Origin of the sequence: Janthinobacterium sp. FW305-128 (assembly GCF_020858135.1) — a bacterium.
In the GTDB taxonomy this organism is placed as follows: Bacteria; Pseudomonadota; Gammaproteobacteria; order Burkholderiales; family Burkholderiaceae_D; genus Janthinobacterium.
The window spans coordinates 1-13,707 of record NZ_JACYMK010000003.1; the positions used below are offsets into that span (position 1 = coordinate 1).

At 62.2% G+C, this 13,707-nt stretch carries 5 protein-coding genes; 1 reads left to right on the plus strand and 4 read right to left on the minus strand.

What is annotated here, in order from left to right; all coding sequences use genetic code 11:
• Nucleotides 1-216: 216 nt before the first annotated feature.
• Nucleotides 217-3,057 carry a TonB-dependent receptor gene (locus IGS60_RS07580; RefSeq protein WP_230503507.1) on the minus strand — a complete coding sequence of 947 codons (2,841 nt, stop codon included), beginning with the start codon at nucleotides 3,055-3,057 and terminating at the stop codon, nucleotides 217-219.
• 498 nt (nucleotides 3,058-3,555) lie between these two features.
• Between IGS60_RS07580 and aroG the strand changes: the two genes are divergently transcribed.
• On the plus strand, nucleotides 3,556-4,620 hold the full coding sequence (gene aroG, locus IGS60_RS07585; protein WP_070219338.1) for a 3-deoxy-7-phosphoheptulonate synthase AroG: 1,065 nt from the start codon (nucleotides 3,556-3,558) through the stop codon (nucleotides 4,618-4,620).
• 75 nt (nucleotides 4,621-4,695) lie between these two features.
• Here the strand turns inward: aroG and IGS60_RS07590 are convergent, their stop codons facing one another.
• From IGS60_RS07590 to IGS60_RS07600, 3 genes are all read right to left on the minus strand, one after another.
• A complete protein-coding gene (locus IGS60_RS07590) occupies nucleotides 4,696-7,539 on the minus strand; it encodes a TonB-dependent receptor (protein WP_070291150.1) in 2,844 nt (947 codons plus the stop codon).
• A 356-nt stretch (nucleotides 7,540-7,895) separates the two neighbouring features.
• Complete coding sequence (locus IGS60_RS07595; RefSeq protein WP_230503509.1) at nucleotides 7,896-10,574, minus strand: TonB-dependent receptor; 2,679 nt, start codon at nucleotides 10,572-10,574, stop codon at nucleotides 7,896-7,898.
• A gap of 178 nt (nucleotides 10,575-10,752) precedes the next feature.
• A complete protein-coding gene (locus IGS60_RS07600) occupies nucleotides 10,753-13,533 on the minus strand; it encodes a TonB-dependent receptor (protein WP_230503512.1) in 2,781 nt (926 codons plus the stop codon).
• Between the last annotated feature and the right edge of the window lie 174 nt (nucleotides 13,534-13,707).

Here is a 13,707-nt window from a genome sequence, read left to right on the forward strand (position 1 = left end):
TGGCTGCGCCCCGCTAATCCGACCTACCTGCTGTGAGGTCAACGCGATTGTCGGATTACGCCCTCCGGGCTAATCCGGCCTACTTTTCCGAGATGGCGCTCGCGTAGGTCGGGTTAGCGCAAAGTGCGTAACCCGACACCACTGCCGGCCGCGTCAACACGGTTGTCGGATGACGCGTGGCTGCGCCCCGCTAATCCGGCCTACGCTCCCGATTTTTCAGAACTTGTATTTCACCCCCGCACTGATGAAGCGTCCCGCCGCGCCCGCGTAGTCGAGCGGGTTGTAGCCCGTGGCGCCATACGTCAGCGGGTCGAGCGGGGCGATCTTGTCGAACAGGTTTTGTATCGTCGCAAACACTTCCAGCTTGGGCGTGGCCAGCCAGCGGGCCGTCAGGTCCACCGTGGTGAACGAGGCGATGCGGCAGCCGCGCGGCGCGTCCGTACCGTCGGCAAAATGCGTGGCGCAGCCGTCCGGGTCATTCTTGAACCGCACGTTGTCGAGCGGGGCGCGGTAGTTGACGTTGGCCGTGACGCGCCAGTTCTGGCGTTCCCAGGTGGCGCCCAGGTTGATGCGGTCGTCCGGCGTGCCCATGCAGTTGGACACGTCGCAATTGCCATGCGTGCCGGCAAAATCGCGCTGCGTGCCATCCTGTTCCGTGCGCAGCCATTTGTACAGGTGCGTCCACTTCAGGTCGAACACCAGGTTGCCATAGTCGCTGCCCAGGTTGAAGCGCTGGCGGGCGTCGATATCGATGCCGCGCACCGTCGTTTGCGCCGAATTCACATAGTTGGCCAGCACGGCCGTGATGGCGCCCGGATCGCCGGGAATACCGGTGGCCGTGGACGGGTCGCGCGCCACGTTGCCGGCGGCAATGGCCGCATCCGTCTGCTCCTGGTTGATTTCATTCTTGCGGCGGATTTGCCACAGGTCGACGGAAATGCTGCTGCGCGGCAGCGGGTCCCACACGGCGCCCACGGAATAGCTGCGCGAACGTTCGGGCGACAGGTTCGGATTGGGCGAGGTGATGACGGCGATCGGCGCCGGATCGCAGGCCACTTCGACGCCCAGCGCGCAGCGCAGCGGATCGCTGGCGGTGGAGAACGCGGCCAGGCCGCCGACGCCGTTTTCCGCCGCGCTTGGAGCGCGGAAGCCCTTGGCAAAGGTGCCGCGCAGGGCCAGTTCGCGTATGGGCGTCCATTTCACGCCCACTTTCGGCGTGTAGGAATTGCCCACGTCGGTAAAATGGTCGGCGCGCAGGGCGCCCGACAGTTCCACGGTTTTCAGCACGGGCGCCAGCACTTCGGCATAGATGGCCGAGGCGTTGCGGCTGCCCTTGTAGGCGGAATAGCCGAGGCCAATGATATTGCCCCGTTCCGTGCCCGTGGTGGGTTTGAGTTCCGTCGCTTCGTGACGGAATTCCGCGCCCACGGCCACACCGAGGCCGCCGCCGTCGAGCTTGGCCACCTCGCGGCTGGCCTTGAAGTCGATCTGTGCGATATGCGTCTTGGCGTCGTTCGAGATGCGCGGCGACAGGGCCGCGTACAGCGCGGGCGAATTGAGGCCCGCGTTTTCCGCGATGCGCCACAGGCTGCCCGCCGGCAAAGCCGCATACGCGGGGTTCAGGCTGGCCGCCGCCACATTGGCGGCTGTCGGGTTGAGCAGGGCGAAGGCGACGTCGCGCTGCAGATAGCCGTTCAAGTCGTTCGAGACCTTGTTCTGCGAGTACAGCAAGGCGCTGTCGATATCCCAGCCCGCCACGCTACCCTTGATGCCGGCCACGAAGCGCGTGAAGGTGGAGTCGACTTCCGACAGGCGCGGCCCTACGTCGGCCGCCAGGTAGCGCAGCCGCGCCGCCGTGCCGAAATACGGGTTGTCCGGGTGCGCAGCACCGAGCGACACGCCGGCATTGCTGACGGGGCCGCCCGGATAGCCGACCGAACCGCTGACCGTCGAGGGCGTGGTGACGGAATTCGATTCGCTGTGATACACGTTCAATTCGGCATACGTTTGCAGGGCCGGCGTCAGTTGCCAGGCGGCGCGGCCGAAGAAATTGATGTTCTTTTGCTTGGGCTGGATCTGGCCGTATTGCTGCGCGGCATCGGTCAGGCAGCCGCCGCCCGGGTCGCCCTGCGGATGTGTGGTGAAGTTGCCGCAGGCCGCGCCGGGGAAGGTGCGCGTAAAGCCCACGCCGGCCAGGTTGCCGCGGTTGTAGTAGTCGAGCGTGTCGGGATTGCGCACATTGCCGTTGACGGCGCTGCCGGCCGCGTTGTTGGTGGTGATGGCGCCCGCGCCGCTGAGCGACTCCTGCGCGCTGAAGCCCTGGTCGCGCAAGTCGCTGCGGCCGACGGCGCCCCGTCCGGCCCGGTCGCGGTTCCAGATGGCGGCCTTTTCGCTGTACTCGAGGTTCAGCAGCACGTTGTAGCGGTCGCTGTCGATGTCGCCGAAGCCGTGCGTGATGGCGGCGCGCGCATCGCGCCCGTCCCACTCTTTCGTTTTGCCGTAATTGCCCTTGATGGCCGTGCCCTGGTAGTCGCGCCGCAGGATCACGTTGACCACGCCGGCGATGGCGTCCGAACCGTAGATGGCCGAGGCGCCATCCTTGAGGATTTCCACCCGTTCCACCGCTTCCAGGGGAATGATGTTCAGGTCGGCAAATACCTTCTGGCCATCGTCGGCCAGGCCATATGGCGCCACGCGGCGCCCGTTCAGCAGCACCAGGGTCGAGGCCGTGCCCAGGCCCCGCAGCGACACGCCGGAAGCGCCGGCGGCAAAGCCGTTGCCGAAGGTAGTGGGCACGGAGCCCTGGTTGTCGACGGCCAGGGTCTGCAGCAGTTCGGCCACGCTGGACTTGCCCGATTTTTCAATGTCGGCCGCGTTCAGGGTTTGCACGGACGACGCCGTTTCCGCCTGCGCGCGGCGGATGTTCGAGCCGGTGATTTCCACGCGGGCAATGGGAGCCGCTTCCTGTGCCAGGACGGGCAGGGCGAGCAGGGCGCTTGCCAGAGCCAGGCCCATGCGTGGCGGTGAAAATGGATGGACAGATTGTTTGTAGATCATGCGAGTCTCCGGAAGGTCAGACAGAAAAAGGTGAGGTACACCTTGCAGTCTTGGCCGTGCGGCCTGGCGGGGATTCGATCTACATCAGTAGTGCGTCGCTTCCCAAGGTCAAAACGGGCTGGCGTGGCGTGCGCGCCACGGCGGCCCCAGCGTTGTTGGCCAGCCGGTGCGGACCTGCAGCGCGCAACTTTTTACGCTTTTTGGCGTGTTTTTCAGTGTGAAACGGCAGCGGCATGCGGCTTTGCCGACAAATACGCTTGCCAACCCTTGCGATTTAGGTTTATAGTCGATCATCACTTAGGGATGACTCGCATGTTCGCTCGCCACTTTTTTACCGCTTATTTTTACTTTAGCAATTCCTACCCCAAAGGCGGTGGAGTAGCGGTCGGTTCACGTAGCAGCAAAAAACGAGACCCCAGCACATTCTAAAAAACCGCCACTGATGGCGGTTTTTTTTTACCCAGATGTTTTACCCATCCTTAAATTTTGGAGAAAATGATGCCCCGCACCGATGATTTGCGAATTCGCGAAATGAAGGAATTGACCCCGCCGTCCCACCTGATCCGCGAATTCGCCTGCTCGGAGCAAGCCGGACAGACCGCCGCCAGCGCCCGTATCGCCCTGCACCGCATTTTGCATGGCCAGGACGACCGCCTGATGGTGGTGATCGGGCCTTGCTCCATCCACGACACCAAGGCGGCAATGGAATATGCGCGCCTGCTGGTCAAGGAGCGCGCGCGTTTCGCGGGCGAACTGGAAATCGTCATGCGCGTCTACTTCGAGAAGCCGCGCACCACGGTGGGCTGGAAGGGCTTGATCAACGACCCGTACATGGACAACAGCTTCCGCATCAACGACGGCTTGCGCATGGCGCGCGAATTGTTACGCGATATCAATGAGCTGGGTTTGCCTGCCGGTACCGAGTTCCTCGACGTCATCAGCCCGCAATACATCGCCGACCTGATCAGCTGGGGCGCCATCGGCGCGCGCACGACGGAGTCGCAGGTGCACCGCGAGCTGGCGTCGGGATTGTCGTGCCCGGTTGGCTTCAAGAATGGCACGGACGGCAATGTGAAGATCGCCGTGGAAGCCATCAAGGCCGCCTCGCAGCCGCACCATTTTCTTTCGGTCACGAAGGGCGGCCACTCGGCCATCGTCTCGACCAACGGCAACGAGGATTGCCATATCATCTTGCGCGGCGGAAAAACGCCGAACTATGACGCGGCCAGCGTGGACGAGGCGTGCAAGGCCATCGCCGCGCAAGGGCTGGCGGCGCGCCTGATGATCGACGCCTCGCATGCGAACAGCTCGAAAAAACCGGAAAACCAGATCCCCGTGTGCGCCGACATCGCCAGCCAGGTGGCGGGCGGCGATGGCCGCATCGTCGGCGTGATGGTGGAATCGCATCTGGTGGCGGGGCGCCAGGATTTGATCCCCGGCAAGGAATTGATCTATGGCCAGTCCGTCACGGACGGCTGCATCGACTGGAGCGCTAGCGTGGCCGTGCTGGAAAACCTGGCGGCGGCCGTGAAGCAGCGCCGCTTGCAGGGCGACGCGGACTAACATGGCGCGCAGCATGAAAAAAAGCCCGGAAAGCTAAGCTTTCCGGGCTTTTTCAGTTTTCAGCTGACAGGAAGCTTAGAACTTGTAGGAACCGCTCAGGTAGAACTGGCGGCCCAGGGCGCTCGAGTACGATGGGTTGTAGCCTACTTGATGCGAACCCGTGTTACGCAGGGTGAACGGCGGATTGCGGTCGAACAGGTTCAGGATGCCGCCCGTGATTTCCACGTTCTTCAGCGGACGGTAAGCCGTCTGGAAGTCGAAGGTGGTGTAGCTCGGCACTTCCAGCTGGATGCCATAGCATTCGCCAGGGCTGCCGGCCACGATCACGGCGCAATCGTCAGCCGTCTGTTCCTTGTCCGTGTAGCCGTTGCGGTAGCTGGCGCTCAGCGTATGCGTGAACTTGGCCGTCTCATACGAGGTGGTGGCGCGGATGATGTTGCGGAAGCTGACCTTGTCGTTCGAACCGTAGCGATTCAGGCTGGTTTCCCATTGATCATCGGTGCCCGGCGTCGTGTAGCGCGAACGCAGCAGGTAGGTACCCATCAGGCGGCTCGTCAGGCGGCCGTCCAGCAGCTTCATCTTGTGGGTGAAGTCGTAGTCGATACCGCGGTTTTCCACCTTGCCGATGTTAATCGGCAGCAGCTTGATGGCCAGCACGTCCTTGCCCGTCGAGCTGATGTGCTTGGTGGTGAACAGGTTGGCGTACTTGGCAGGATCGTTGAAGATCAGGCCTTCCGAAACCGCGGTGACCTGGTCGCGGATTTCCACGTTCCACAGGTCGAACGACATCGACAGGCTGTCGATCGGCTCGAACACGGTACCGATGCTCCATTGCTTCGACGTTTCCGGCTTCAGGTCCGGGTTGCCGCCCTGGAAGGCTTCGAACTGCTGGCGGCCGACGCCGCTGCAGTAGCCGGCCAGCGGGTGGCCGCCCATGCCGTTCGCTGCCGTCAATGGGCATTGGTAGTTACCGCCCGTGACGCCCCAGTCTTCCAGTGGGCCAGCGATTTCCTGCATGCTGGCGGCGCGGAAGCCGGTACCGGCAGCGGCGCGGAACATCAGGCTCTTGGTGGCGGAATACTTGCCGCTGACTTTCCAGGTGGTGGCGTTTTCTTTCTTGCCTACCGTCTTGCCTGTCAGCTTGTCGTCGATGGATCCGATCTGGTCATAACGCAGCGAGCCGGTCATTTCCAGTTTTTTCGAGATCGGCATCATCAGCTCGGCGTAGGCGCCCGCGTTGTCGCGCGCGTATTCGCTGTCGACTTGTGCATTGTCAAACAGGATCTGCGCCTGCCTGGCGACGTCGGCCTGCTTCACCTTGTACGAGGTGTTGCGGTAGTCGGCGCCCACACCCAGCATGGCCGTGCCGCCTGGCAGCGAGAACACAGGGCGCGAAGCGCGGCCGTCGATGCCCTTCATTTCCACGGTTTGCGTGTTGTAGGTGCCGCTGAAGCCCGTGCCCAGCAGGGCCTGGCGCATGGCGTCCGGCATGGAACCGACAGGGTAGGCGAACGGGTCGATATTGCCGGCGGCTACTTGCGCGTCGAATTTGTCGGCCAGCGGGAAGCCGCTGACGTATTTCTGCGTCTGCTTGTTTTTCGAGTACGTCACGGCCGAGTTGATGTCCCAGCCGAATGCATTGCCATCGATGCCGGCGACGATGTGGGTGGCCTTGGTGCCGTAGTCGTACACGCGGTTGCCCATTTCCGACAGGCGGTATTTGGCGACGGCGCCCGTGGCGTTGGCCAACTGCGCCGGCGTCAGGTTCGGTGCCAGATATTTGTTGAACAGCGGCGAGCCGACATCGACGGAGAAATCGGCCGGGTACGGCGCGATGCTGGCGACGACGCGCGCTTCCGTGTAGGCGAGGTCATAGAAACCCTGGAAGCCGGTTTTGCCCAGCTTGACGGTGCCCGAGCTGAAGATGGCGTCGCGCTTCGATTCGGGATTGATTTCGATGGTCGATGGCGAATCGAAATAGCAGTTGCCGTCGCCATAGAAATCCATGTTGCTGGCGGCGCATTTGCCGCCATGGGCCAGGGCGTACGGGTTCAGATTGACGTTGTCGATGAAGGGCTTGTTGGTCTCTGGGTTGATGACCACATTACCGTTCGCATCGGTGCGTTTGTAATCGACCGTGGCATTGCCAGGGGCCGAGCGCGAGGAACCGTTGATGAATTGCAGTGCCTTGCCGGTCTTCGGATCGTTGAAATTGATGATGCCGCTTTTCGCGAAGCTGCGCTGCGATGCCTTCAGCGATTTTTGTTCGTCATGGCTGGCCGACACGAAGATGCTGTAGCCGTCTTCGTCGATATCGCCGAAGCCCTTGCTGATCGAGATCGAGTTGCTGGCGCCGCCTTTTTCTTCAGGACGCGAATACTTGGCATTGATTTCCAGCGGCGATGCGCCTTTTTTCAGGATGAAGTTGACCACGCCGGCGATGGCGTCGGCGCCGTACAGGGCCGAGGCGCCGTCCGTCAGCACTTCCACGCGCTCGATGGCCGACAGGGGGATCGAATTGAGGTCGATGGTGGTGCCGGAATTGGATGGCGCGATACGGCGGCCGTTCAGCAGCACCAGCGTGTAGGCCGCGCCGATATCGTGGATCGAGGCCGTGGTGACGCCGCCACCGCCGCCGCCCACCGAATCGGCGGCCACGGAGAAGCCCTGCATCGCAGGAATTTGCTGGATGAAATCGGTCACCGTGGTGACGCCGGTTTTCTTGATGTCTTTCTGGTTGAACGACTGCACCGGCAGCGACGCTTCGGAAGCGATGCGCTTGATGCTCGAACCCGTGACTTCCACGCGTTGCATGGTGCCATCTGTTGTTTCTTGTGCGTACGCGGCGTGCATGCTCAGGGCCATGCCGCCTGCAAACATCAGGCGCAGCGACCGCGATATTACATTTTCTATCATCATCTGAAATTCCTTGTTATTGTGATAAAGGCGGCAATTATTTTGAAATAACTTGTTGCTTGCCAACAATTTATTTGCCTTTTTGAAAATCCACCAATGAAAATTCTGTAAATTTTCTGGGCCCTCATCAAAACATTCACGATTCAGATTGTCAATTTCACGCGGACTTTTTGGACGAAATGCAACATTTCCCTGTTTTTTTTGTAATCCTTCAGCAATAAAGTATCGTGAACCCTTGTCAGCCTTGCTCAGATGCGTAAAATAAAACGGCGCACATCATCGCTGATGGCGCCGCTTTTCTGTTGCTGGCACGCTGTTGCCAGCGCTGCCTGTTTTATCTATTGACCTGAAAATTCCCCTTAAAACGTATAGCTGCCGCGCAAGTACCAGGCGCGCCCGATCGGGTCCGTGTAACGCGGGTCGTAACCTTTCTGGAACAAGGTGCCCTGGTTCGAGAACGGCGGTTCCCTGTCGAACAGGTTTTTCACGCCGGCCGTCAGCAGCAAGCCTTTCCACGCGTAGCTGCCCGACACGTTCAGCAGGCTGTACGACGGCACATCGTGGCGGAACTGCGGATCCACCAGATTCTGATCCGTGTAGCCGGACTTGAACGATTGCGACACGGTGGCGCCCCAGTTGCCCATGCGCCAGTTCAGCGCGGCCGTATGTTTCCAGCGGAACACGGGATTGTTGTCCGCGTAGCGGCCCACGTTGGCAATGAAGGCGCCGCCCCGTTCGTTCTGGTAGTCATACTTGTGGGTCCACGTGCCATCGACCGACACGCTGACATCGCCATACGCGCCACGGGCCAGGCGCGCATTGAGGCTGACGTCGATGCCGTCCGTTTTCACTTCGCCGAGATTGTCGTTCAAGTCCAGGATGGCGTAGGGCGAACCATCGGGATTGCGCAGGAACAAGGCCTTGTATTTTTCGTAGTTGCCGAAGATCGATTGCTCGGGCAAGGACGAAATCTTGTCCTTCAAATGGATGTTCCAGTAATCGATGGCGAGCGTGACTTCCTTGATGGGTTCGAGCACGAGGCCGACGGCAAAGGTCGTGGATTTTTCCGGTTTCAGCTTTTCATTGCCGCCTTGTAGCTTGAATTGCTGCAGGTCGCAATCGCGCAAGGGGTTGGCACCGGGCTGCGGCACGCCGCCGGGGCACAAAATCGGGTCGTCATAGGTATCGTTGGTATCGTTCTTCGACGGCGGCGCATTCTTTTCAAACAGGGTGGGCGCGCGGAAACCCGTGCTGGCCGAGCCGCGCAGCACCAGCGCGCTGCTGGCCTGGTAGCGCAGGGCCAGTTTCGGATTGGTGGTGCTGCCCACGTCGCTGTAGTGGTCGAAGCGGGCGGCCAGCTGCACTTCCAGGTCCTTGATCAGCGGCAAGTTGACTTCGCCGAAGACAGCTTCGATGGTACGCGAACCGCTCTTCGACAGCGAGCCCGACAGACCGGAACTGGCAGCCTGGCCGGCGATGTCGCGGTTGACGTTGAAGTCGGCCTTTTCGCGCCGCGCCTCGCCACCCAGCGCGATGGCCAGCGGGCCGCCGGCCAGCTGCATCAGTTCGCGGCTGCCCTTGATGTCGAAGCCCGTGGTGGTGACCTTGGCGCTTTGCACTTCGCCGCGCAGTGCCGTGCTGGCCAGGTAAGCCTTGCCGGCCGCATCCTGCTCGCCGAAGGGATTGAGGATACCGTTCAGCACGCCGGCGGCAAAACCCGCATCCTGCACATAGCCGTTCGTGAATTTTTCCGACGACTTGCTGATGGCATGGCTCAGGCCCGTCTTGTAGTCCCAGCCGGCCAGCTCGCCTTCGAGGGCCAGCACCAGGCGGTCCGCCTTGCCGTCCGAATCGATCTGCCGCTGGCCCGCCTCGACGGGGCGCCAGTTGACGCTCAGCGGCTGGCCCGACAAGCCCGGCTGGGCCGGTACGCCGCCCGCATTGCCCGGATAATATTTGCTGCTGATGGGCAGAATCAGGCCCGTTTGCGGCGGCGGCGCCGTGCGTGCCTTCACCTTGTTTTCCGAATGCAGGTATTCCACCGTGGCCAGGTGGCCGCCGCCCAGCTTGAAGGCGCCCTTGCCGAAGAAGGCTATTTGCTGCTGTGCGGGCAAGTCGTCGATCTGGCGCGTGTAATCCTGGCGGCAGGTGCCGTTCGCCGGCACGGCCGGCACCGACAGCGGCGGCAGGCAGCCGCTGGCCGCGTAGGGGTTGCCGGCCAGGCCATTGCCGCCGTTGGCCGCCGCATCGAAGTAGTTGCCAGGAAACGTCGTGCCGCTGGTAATGGACAGGCCGCGCGAGGGGACGATGCCGGTGGCTGAAAAAGCACGGTCCTGCGACGTGAGCACGTTTTGCTTGTGGTAGTCGAGCACGCCGAAGATATTGTAGCCGTCCGTGTCGAGCTTGCCGAAACCCGTCGACAGGTTGATGCGGTGCTCGCCGCCGCCCTTGTGTTCGGGGGCGACCACTTCGGCCGTGATGTTCGTGACGTTGACCGAGCGCTTGGTGATGAAGTTGATGACGCCGCCGATGGCGTCCGTGCCATAGATGGCCGAGGCGCCGTCGCGCAGCACTTCGACGCGCTCGAGGGCGGCAATCGGAATGATGTTCAGGTCGACGCTGGCGCCGTCATACGGATGGTTGGCGATGCGCCGGCCATTGAGCAGCACCAGGGTCTTGTCGCCGCCCAGGCCGCGCAAGTCGGCGCTGGCCTGGCCGCCCGTGGGCAAGCCGCTGGTATTGCCGCCGACGGCATTGCCGCTGCCCATGCTGGACGCATTCGAGGGTATCTTGCTGAGCACTTCCTGGGCCGTCGTCAGGCCCTGTTTGGCGAAATCCTCGGCCTTGAAGATGGACAGGGGTGTCGCCGTTTCCGAGACGAGGCGCTTGATCGAGGAACCGGTGACTTCGACGCGCTGCATGGCGGGAGGCTCGCCGGCGGCGCCGGTGTCCTGCGCCATGGCCGCATGGCCATACGCGCCGAGCAGGGCAGCGCACAACAGGCGCAAGGTAGGGGAGGGACTGCGGGTTTGCGTCATCTGACACTCCTGTGGCTTGGTCATGGGCCAAGTGGCCTGCAAGGGAGTTTTACAGGCGCACAGCAGGTCAGGTTTGCGCTGGCGCAATAGGCGTGTGGATGAGTGCCTTGCGCCACAGTCGCGGACGAAAAAAAGGCGGTGATTGCTCACCGCCTTGCGTCAGGATACGGGTGTCAGCTTAGAAGAACTTGTAGCTGGCGCCCAGTTTGAAGTAGCGGCCGATGGCGCCGCTGGCATCCATCGGGTTATAGCTCATGCCGCCGTAGGTCAGCGGGTCGAGCGGGGCGATCTTGTCGGTCACGTTGTTGATCGAGGCAAACAATTGCAACTGTTTGTTGACGTTCCAGCGGCTCGACAGGTCGAGCGTGGTGAACGAGGCGAGCTTGCAACCGTTCGGCGCCGGCGTGCCGTTCGCCAGTTTGGAGGCGCAAGGATCGCCTTCAAACTTGATATTTTTCATATCCGAACGGTAGTTCAGCACGCCGCTGACGTTCCAGTTGCCCATGTCCCACGAGCCGGTCAGATTGATCTTGTCCTTCGGCGTGCCTGCGCAGTTGGAGGTATCGCAATTGCCATGCGTGCCGGCGAACTGGTAGCGCACGGTGGCCGACTCGGCGCGCACCCACGAGGCGATGTGGGTCCAGGTCAGGCCGAACGTGGCGCGGCCGTAGTCGCCCAGGCGTACGCGCTGCTTGACGTCCAGGTCGATACCCTTGATCTCCGTGTAGCTGGAGTTGCGGTACGGTGCCTTGGTGATCAGCAAGGTGCCCGTGTTCGGCACCACCACGCCATTGATGGTCAGGTTGTTGTCGGCGCGCACGGCCGTCGGCAGGGCGGCCGCTTCGTTGTAGGGCAGCGGGTTGATCTCGTTTTCACGCTTGATCTTCCAGGCATCGAGCGACAGGCTGGTATCGTTGAACGGATCCCACACCAGGCCCAGGGTGTAGCCCTTGGACTTTTCCGGCTTCAGGCTCGGGTCGCCGATCTTGACGGCCGCCACCTGCAGTTCGCAATCGCTGGCATTGGCGCCCGGCAGGCGGGTGCCGCCCGGGCAGCGCACGGGATCGCTGACGGTCGAGGTGCCCGTCGATTGCGAATCGGCATTGCTTTCGGCCGGTCCTGGCGCGCGGAAGCCTTCCGAATACGTGCCGCGCACGGCGAAGGTTTTCACCGGTGTCCACTTGGCGCCCAGTTTCGGCGTGGTCGACGAGAAACGGTCATATTTGTCGTAACGCAAGGCGCCCGATAGCTCCACCGTCTTGATGACGGGCGCCAGCACTTCGAAGAACACGGCCGAGACCTTGCTGTCGCCCTTGGCCGCCACATAGCTGGAGTTGATGGAACCGTCCTGCGTGCCCGACAGCGATGGATTGTCGAGCTTGTCGCGGCGGTGTTCCGCGCCCACGGCCAGGCCCAGGGCGCCGCCCGGCAACTGCATCAGCTCGCGCGAGGCCTTGAAGTCGATGATGTCGAGCTTGGTGGTGGAATCGGAGGTGGCGTTCGTCACCATGGCCGCGTACAGCGAGGCGGGATTCTTGCCCGCCTGCGCGCCGATGTAGTATGGGAAATATTGGCTGTTCGGATTGCCCAGCGCATCCTTGACGACGGCCATGTTCAGCATATTGCTGTAATCGAGGTGCAGCTTCGATTCCGAGTGCGTATAGCCGGCATCGTAGTCCCAGCCCATGGCGTTGCCCTTGACGCCGAGCACGATGCGGTTGAACTCATTGTTGGCCTGGCGCGTGCTGGCGCCCACGTCGAAGGCCTGGTAGCGCACGCGCACCGGCACGCCATACGGATTTTGCGGGTGGTTGGCGGCCAGCACGATGGTGGTGCCGGCGCCGGAACCGTAGTTGACGACGCCAGTCGGGCTGGTGGCATTCGGCGGGAAGGCGATGGTCGGCGTGATCGAGGGCGGGATCAGGGTGAAGGCCGTATCGCGCTTCGAGTAGCCCGCTTCCGCATACACCTGGGTGTCGGCATTGACTTGCCAGGTGCCGCGCGTGTACAGGTTGATCGATTCGATCTTCGGCTGCATCGAGCGGAACTGGTCGTGGTGCCACAGGCAGCCGCCCTTCGGATCTTGCGGCGAAGACACGGACAAGCTGGAGCAGCCGGGCAGGGACACATAGTTGTTGGTGACGGGGTCGCGGATCAGGCCCGTCGGTGCGGCATTCGCATCGTTGTTGCCATTGATGTAGCCGCCGGCGAACTGGGTGTTGATCGCATAGCCATACGGACGCAGGTCGGCCTTGCCTATCCATTTGCGGCCGGCGCGGTCATTGTTCATCAGCATGTCCGATTTGCTGTACTCGGCATTGAGGACGAAGTTGAATTTATCCGTATCCAGGTTGCCCTTGCCGAAGGTCAGCGAGGCGCGGTGCTGCTTGGCGTCGCTGTCGCCGGAGATGCCCGTGTCGCCTTTCAGGGTCAGGCCTTCGAAGTCCTTGCGCAGGATGATGTTGACGACGCCGGCGATGGCGTCCGCGCCGTAGGTCGACGAGGCGCCGTCCTTGAGGATCTCGATGCGCTCGACGATCTGCATCGGCACGGTGGACAGGTCGGTAAAGCTCTTCTGGCCGTCATCGGCGCGCGCGAACGGCGCCATGCGGCGGCCATTGAGCAAGACCAGGGTCGAGGTGGCGCCCAGGCCGCGCAGCGAGATGGCTGTGGAGCCGGCGGCAAAGCCGTTGCCGAAGCCCGTCGGCAGGGAGCCGGCGCCATCGGCGGTCAGGGTTTGCAGGTATTCGGCCACGGTGGCCTTGCCCGATTTCATCAAGTCGTCGCGGGTGATGAGCTGTACCGGCGACGCGGTCTCGGCCGTAGCCCGTTTGATGCTCGAGCCTGTAATTTCCACACGTTGTACATTGGCGTCTTGCGCCATTGCCGGCGCAGCCATCATGCCCAGGCTGAGCGCTGCTACGCTACCCGAAAAAATCAGGCGTACGGAGCGGGACATCACTGTTTCCATCATCATTCTCAGAACTCCGAAAGTATGCTCGGCCGGCCCTTGTGCGGCACAGCTTTGCCAGGGTGATAAAGATTGCTGCGTCGGCAATCGCTATGGATCAAACGGCATATCGTGTGAGCCGTCGTGATCGATAAGACCATTTGTCGAGAAACCTTGTCAACG

What these genes read in the sequence shown, in the direction of transcription:
- IGS60_RS07580 (WP_230503507.1), bottom strand. Translation starts at nt 3,057, where the DNA reads ATGATCTACAAACAATCTGTCCATCCATTTTCACCGCCACGCATGGGC.
- IGS60_RS07590 (WP_070291150.1), bottom strand. Translation starts at nt 7,539, where the DNA reads ATGATGATAGAAAATGTAATATCGCGGTCGCTGCGCCTGATGTTTGCA.
- IGS60_RS07600 (WP_230503512.1), bottom strand. Translation starts at nt 13,533, where the DNA reads ATGTCCCGCTCCGTACGCCTGATTTTTTCGGGTAGCGTAGCAGCGCTC.
- aroG (WP_070219338.1), top strand. Translation starts at nt 3,556, where the DNA reads ATGCCCCGCACCGATGATTTGCGAATTCGCGAAATGAAGGAATTGACC.
- IGS60_RS07595 (WP_230503509.1), bottom strand. Translation starts at nt 10,574, where the DNA reads ATGACGCAAACCCGCAGTCCCTCCCCTACCTTGCGCCTGTTGTGCGCT.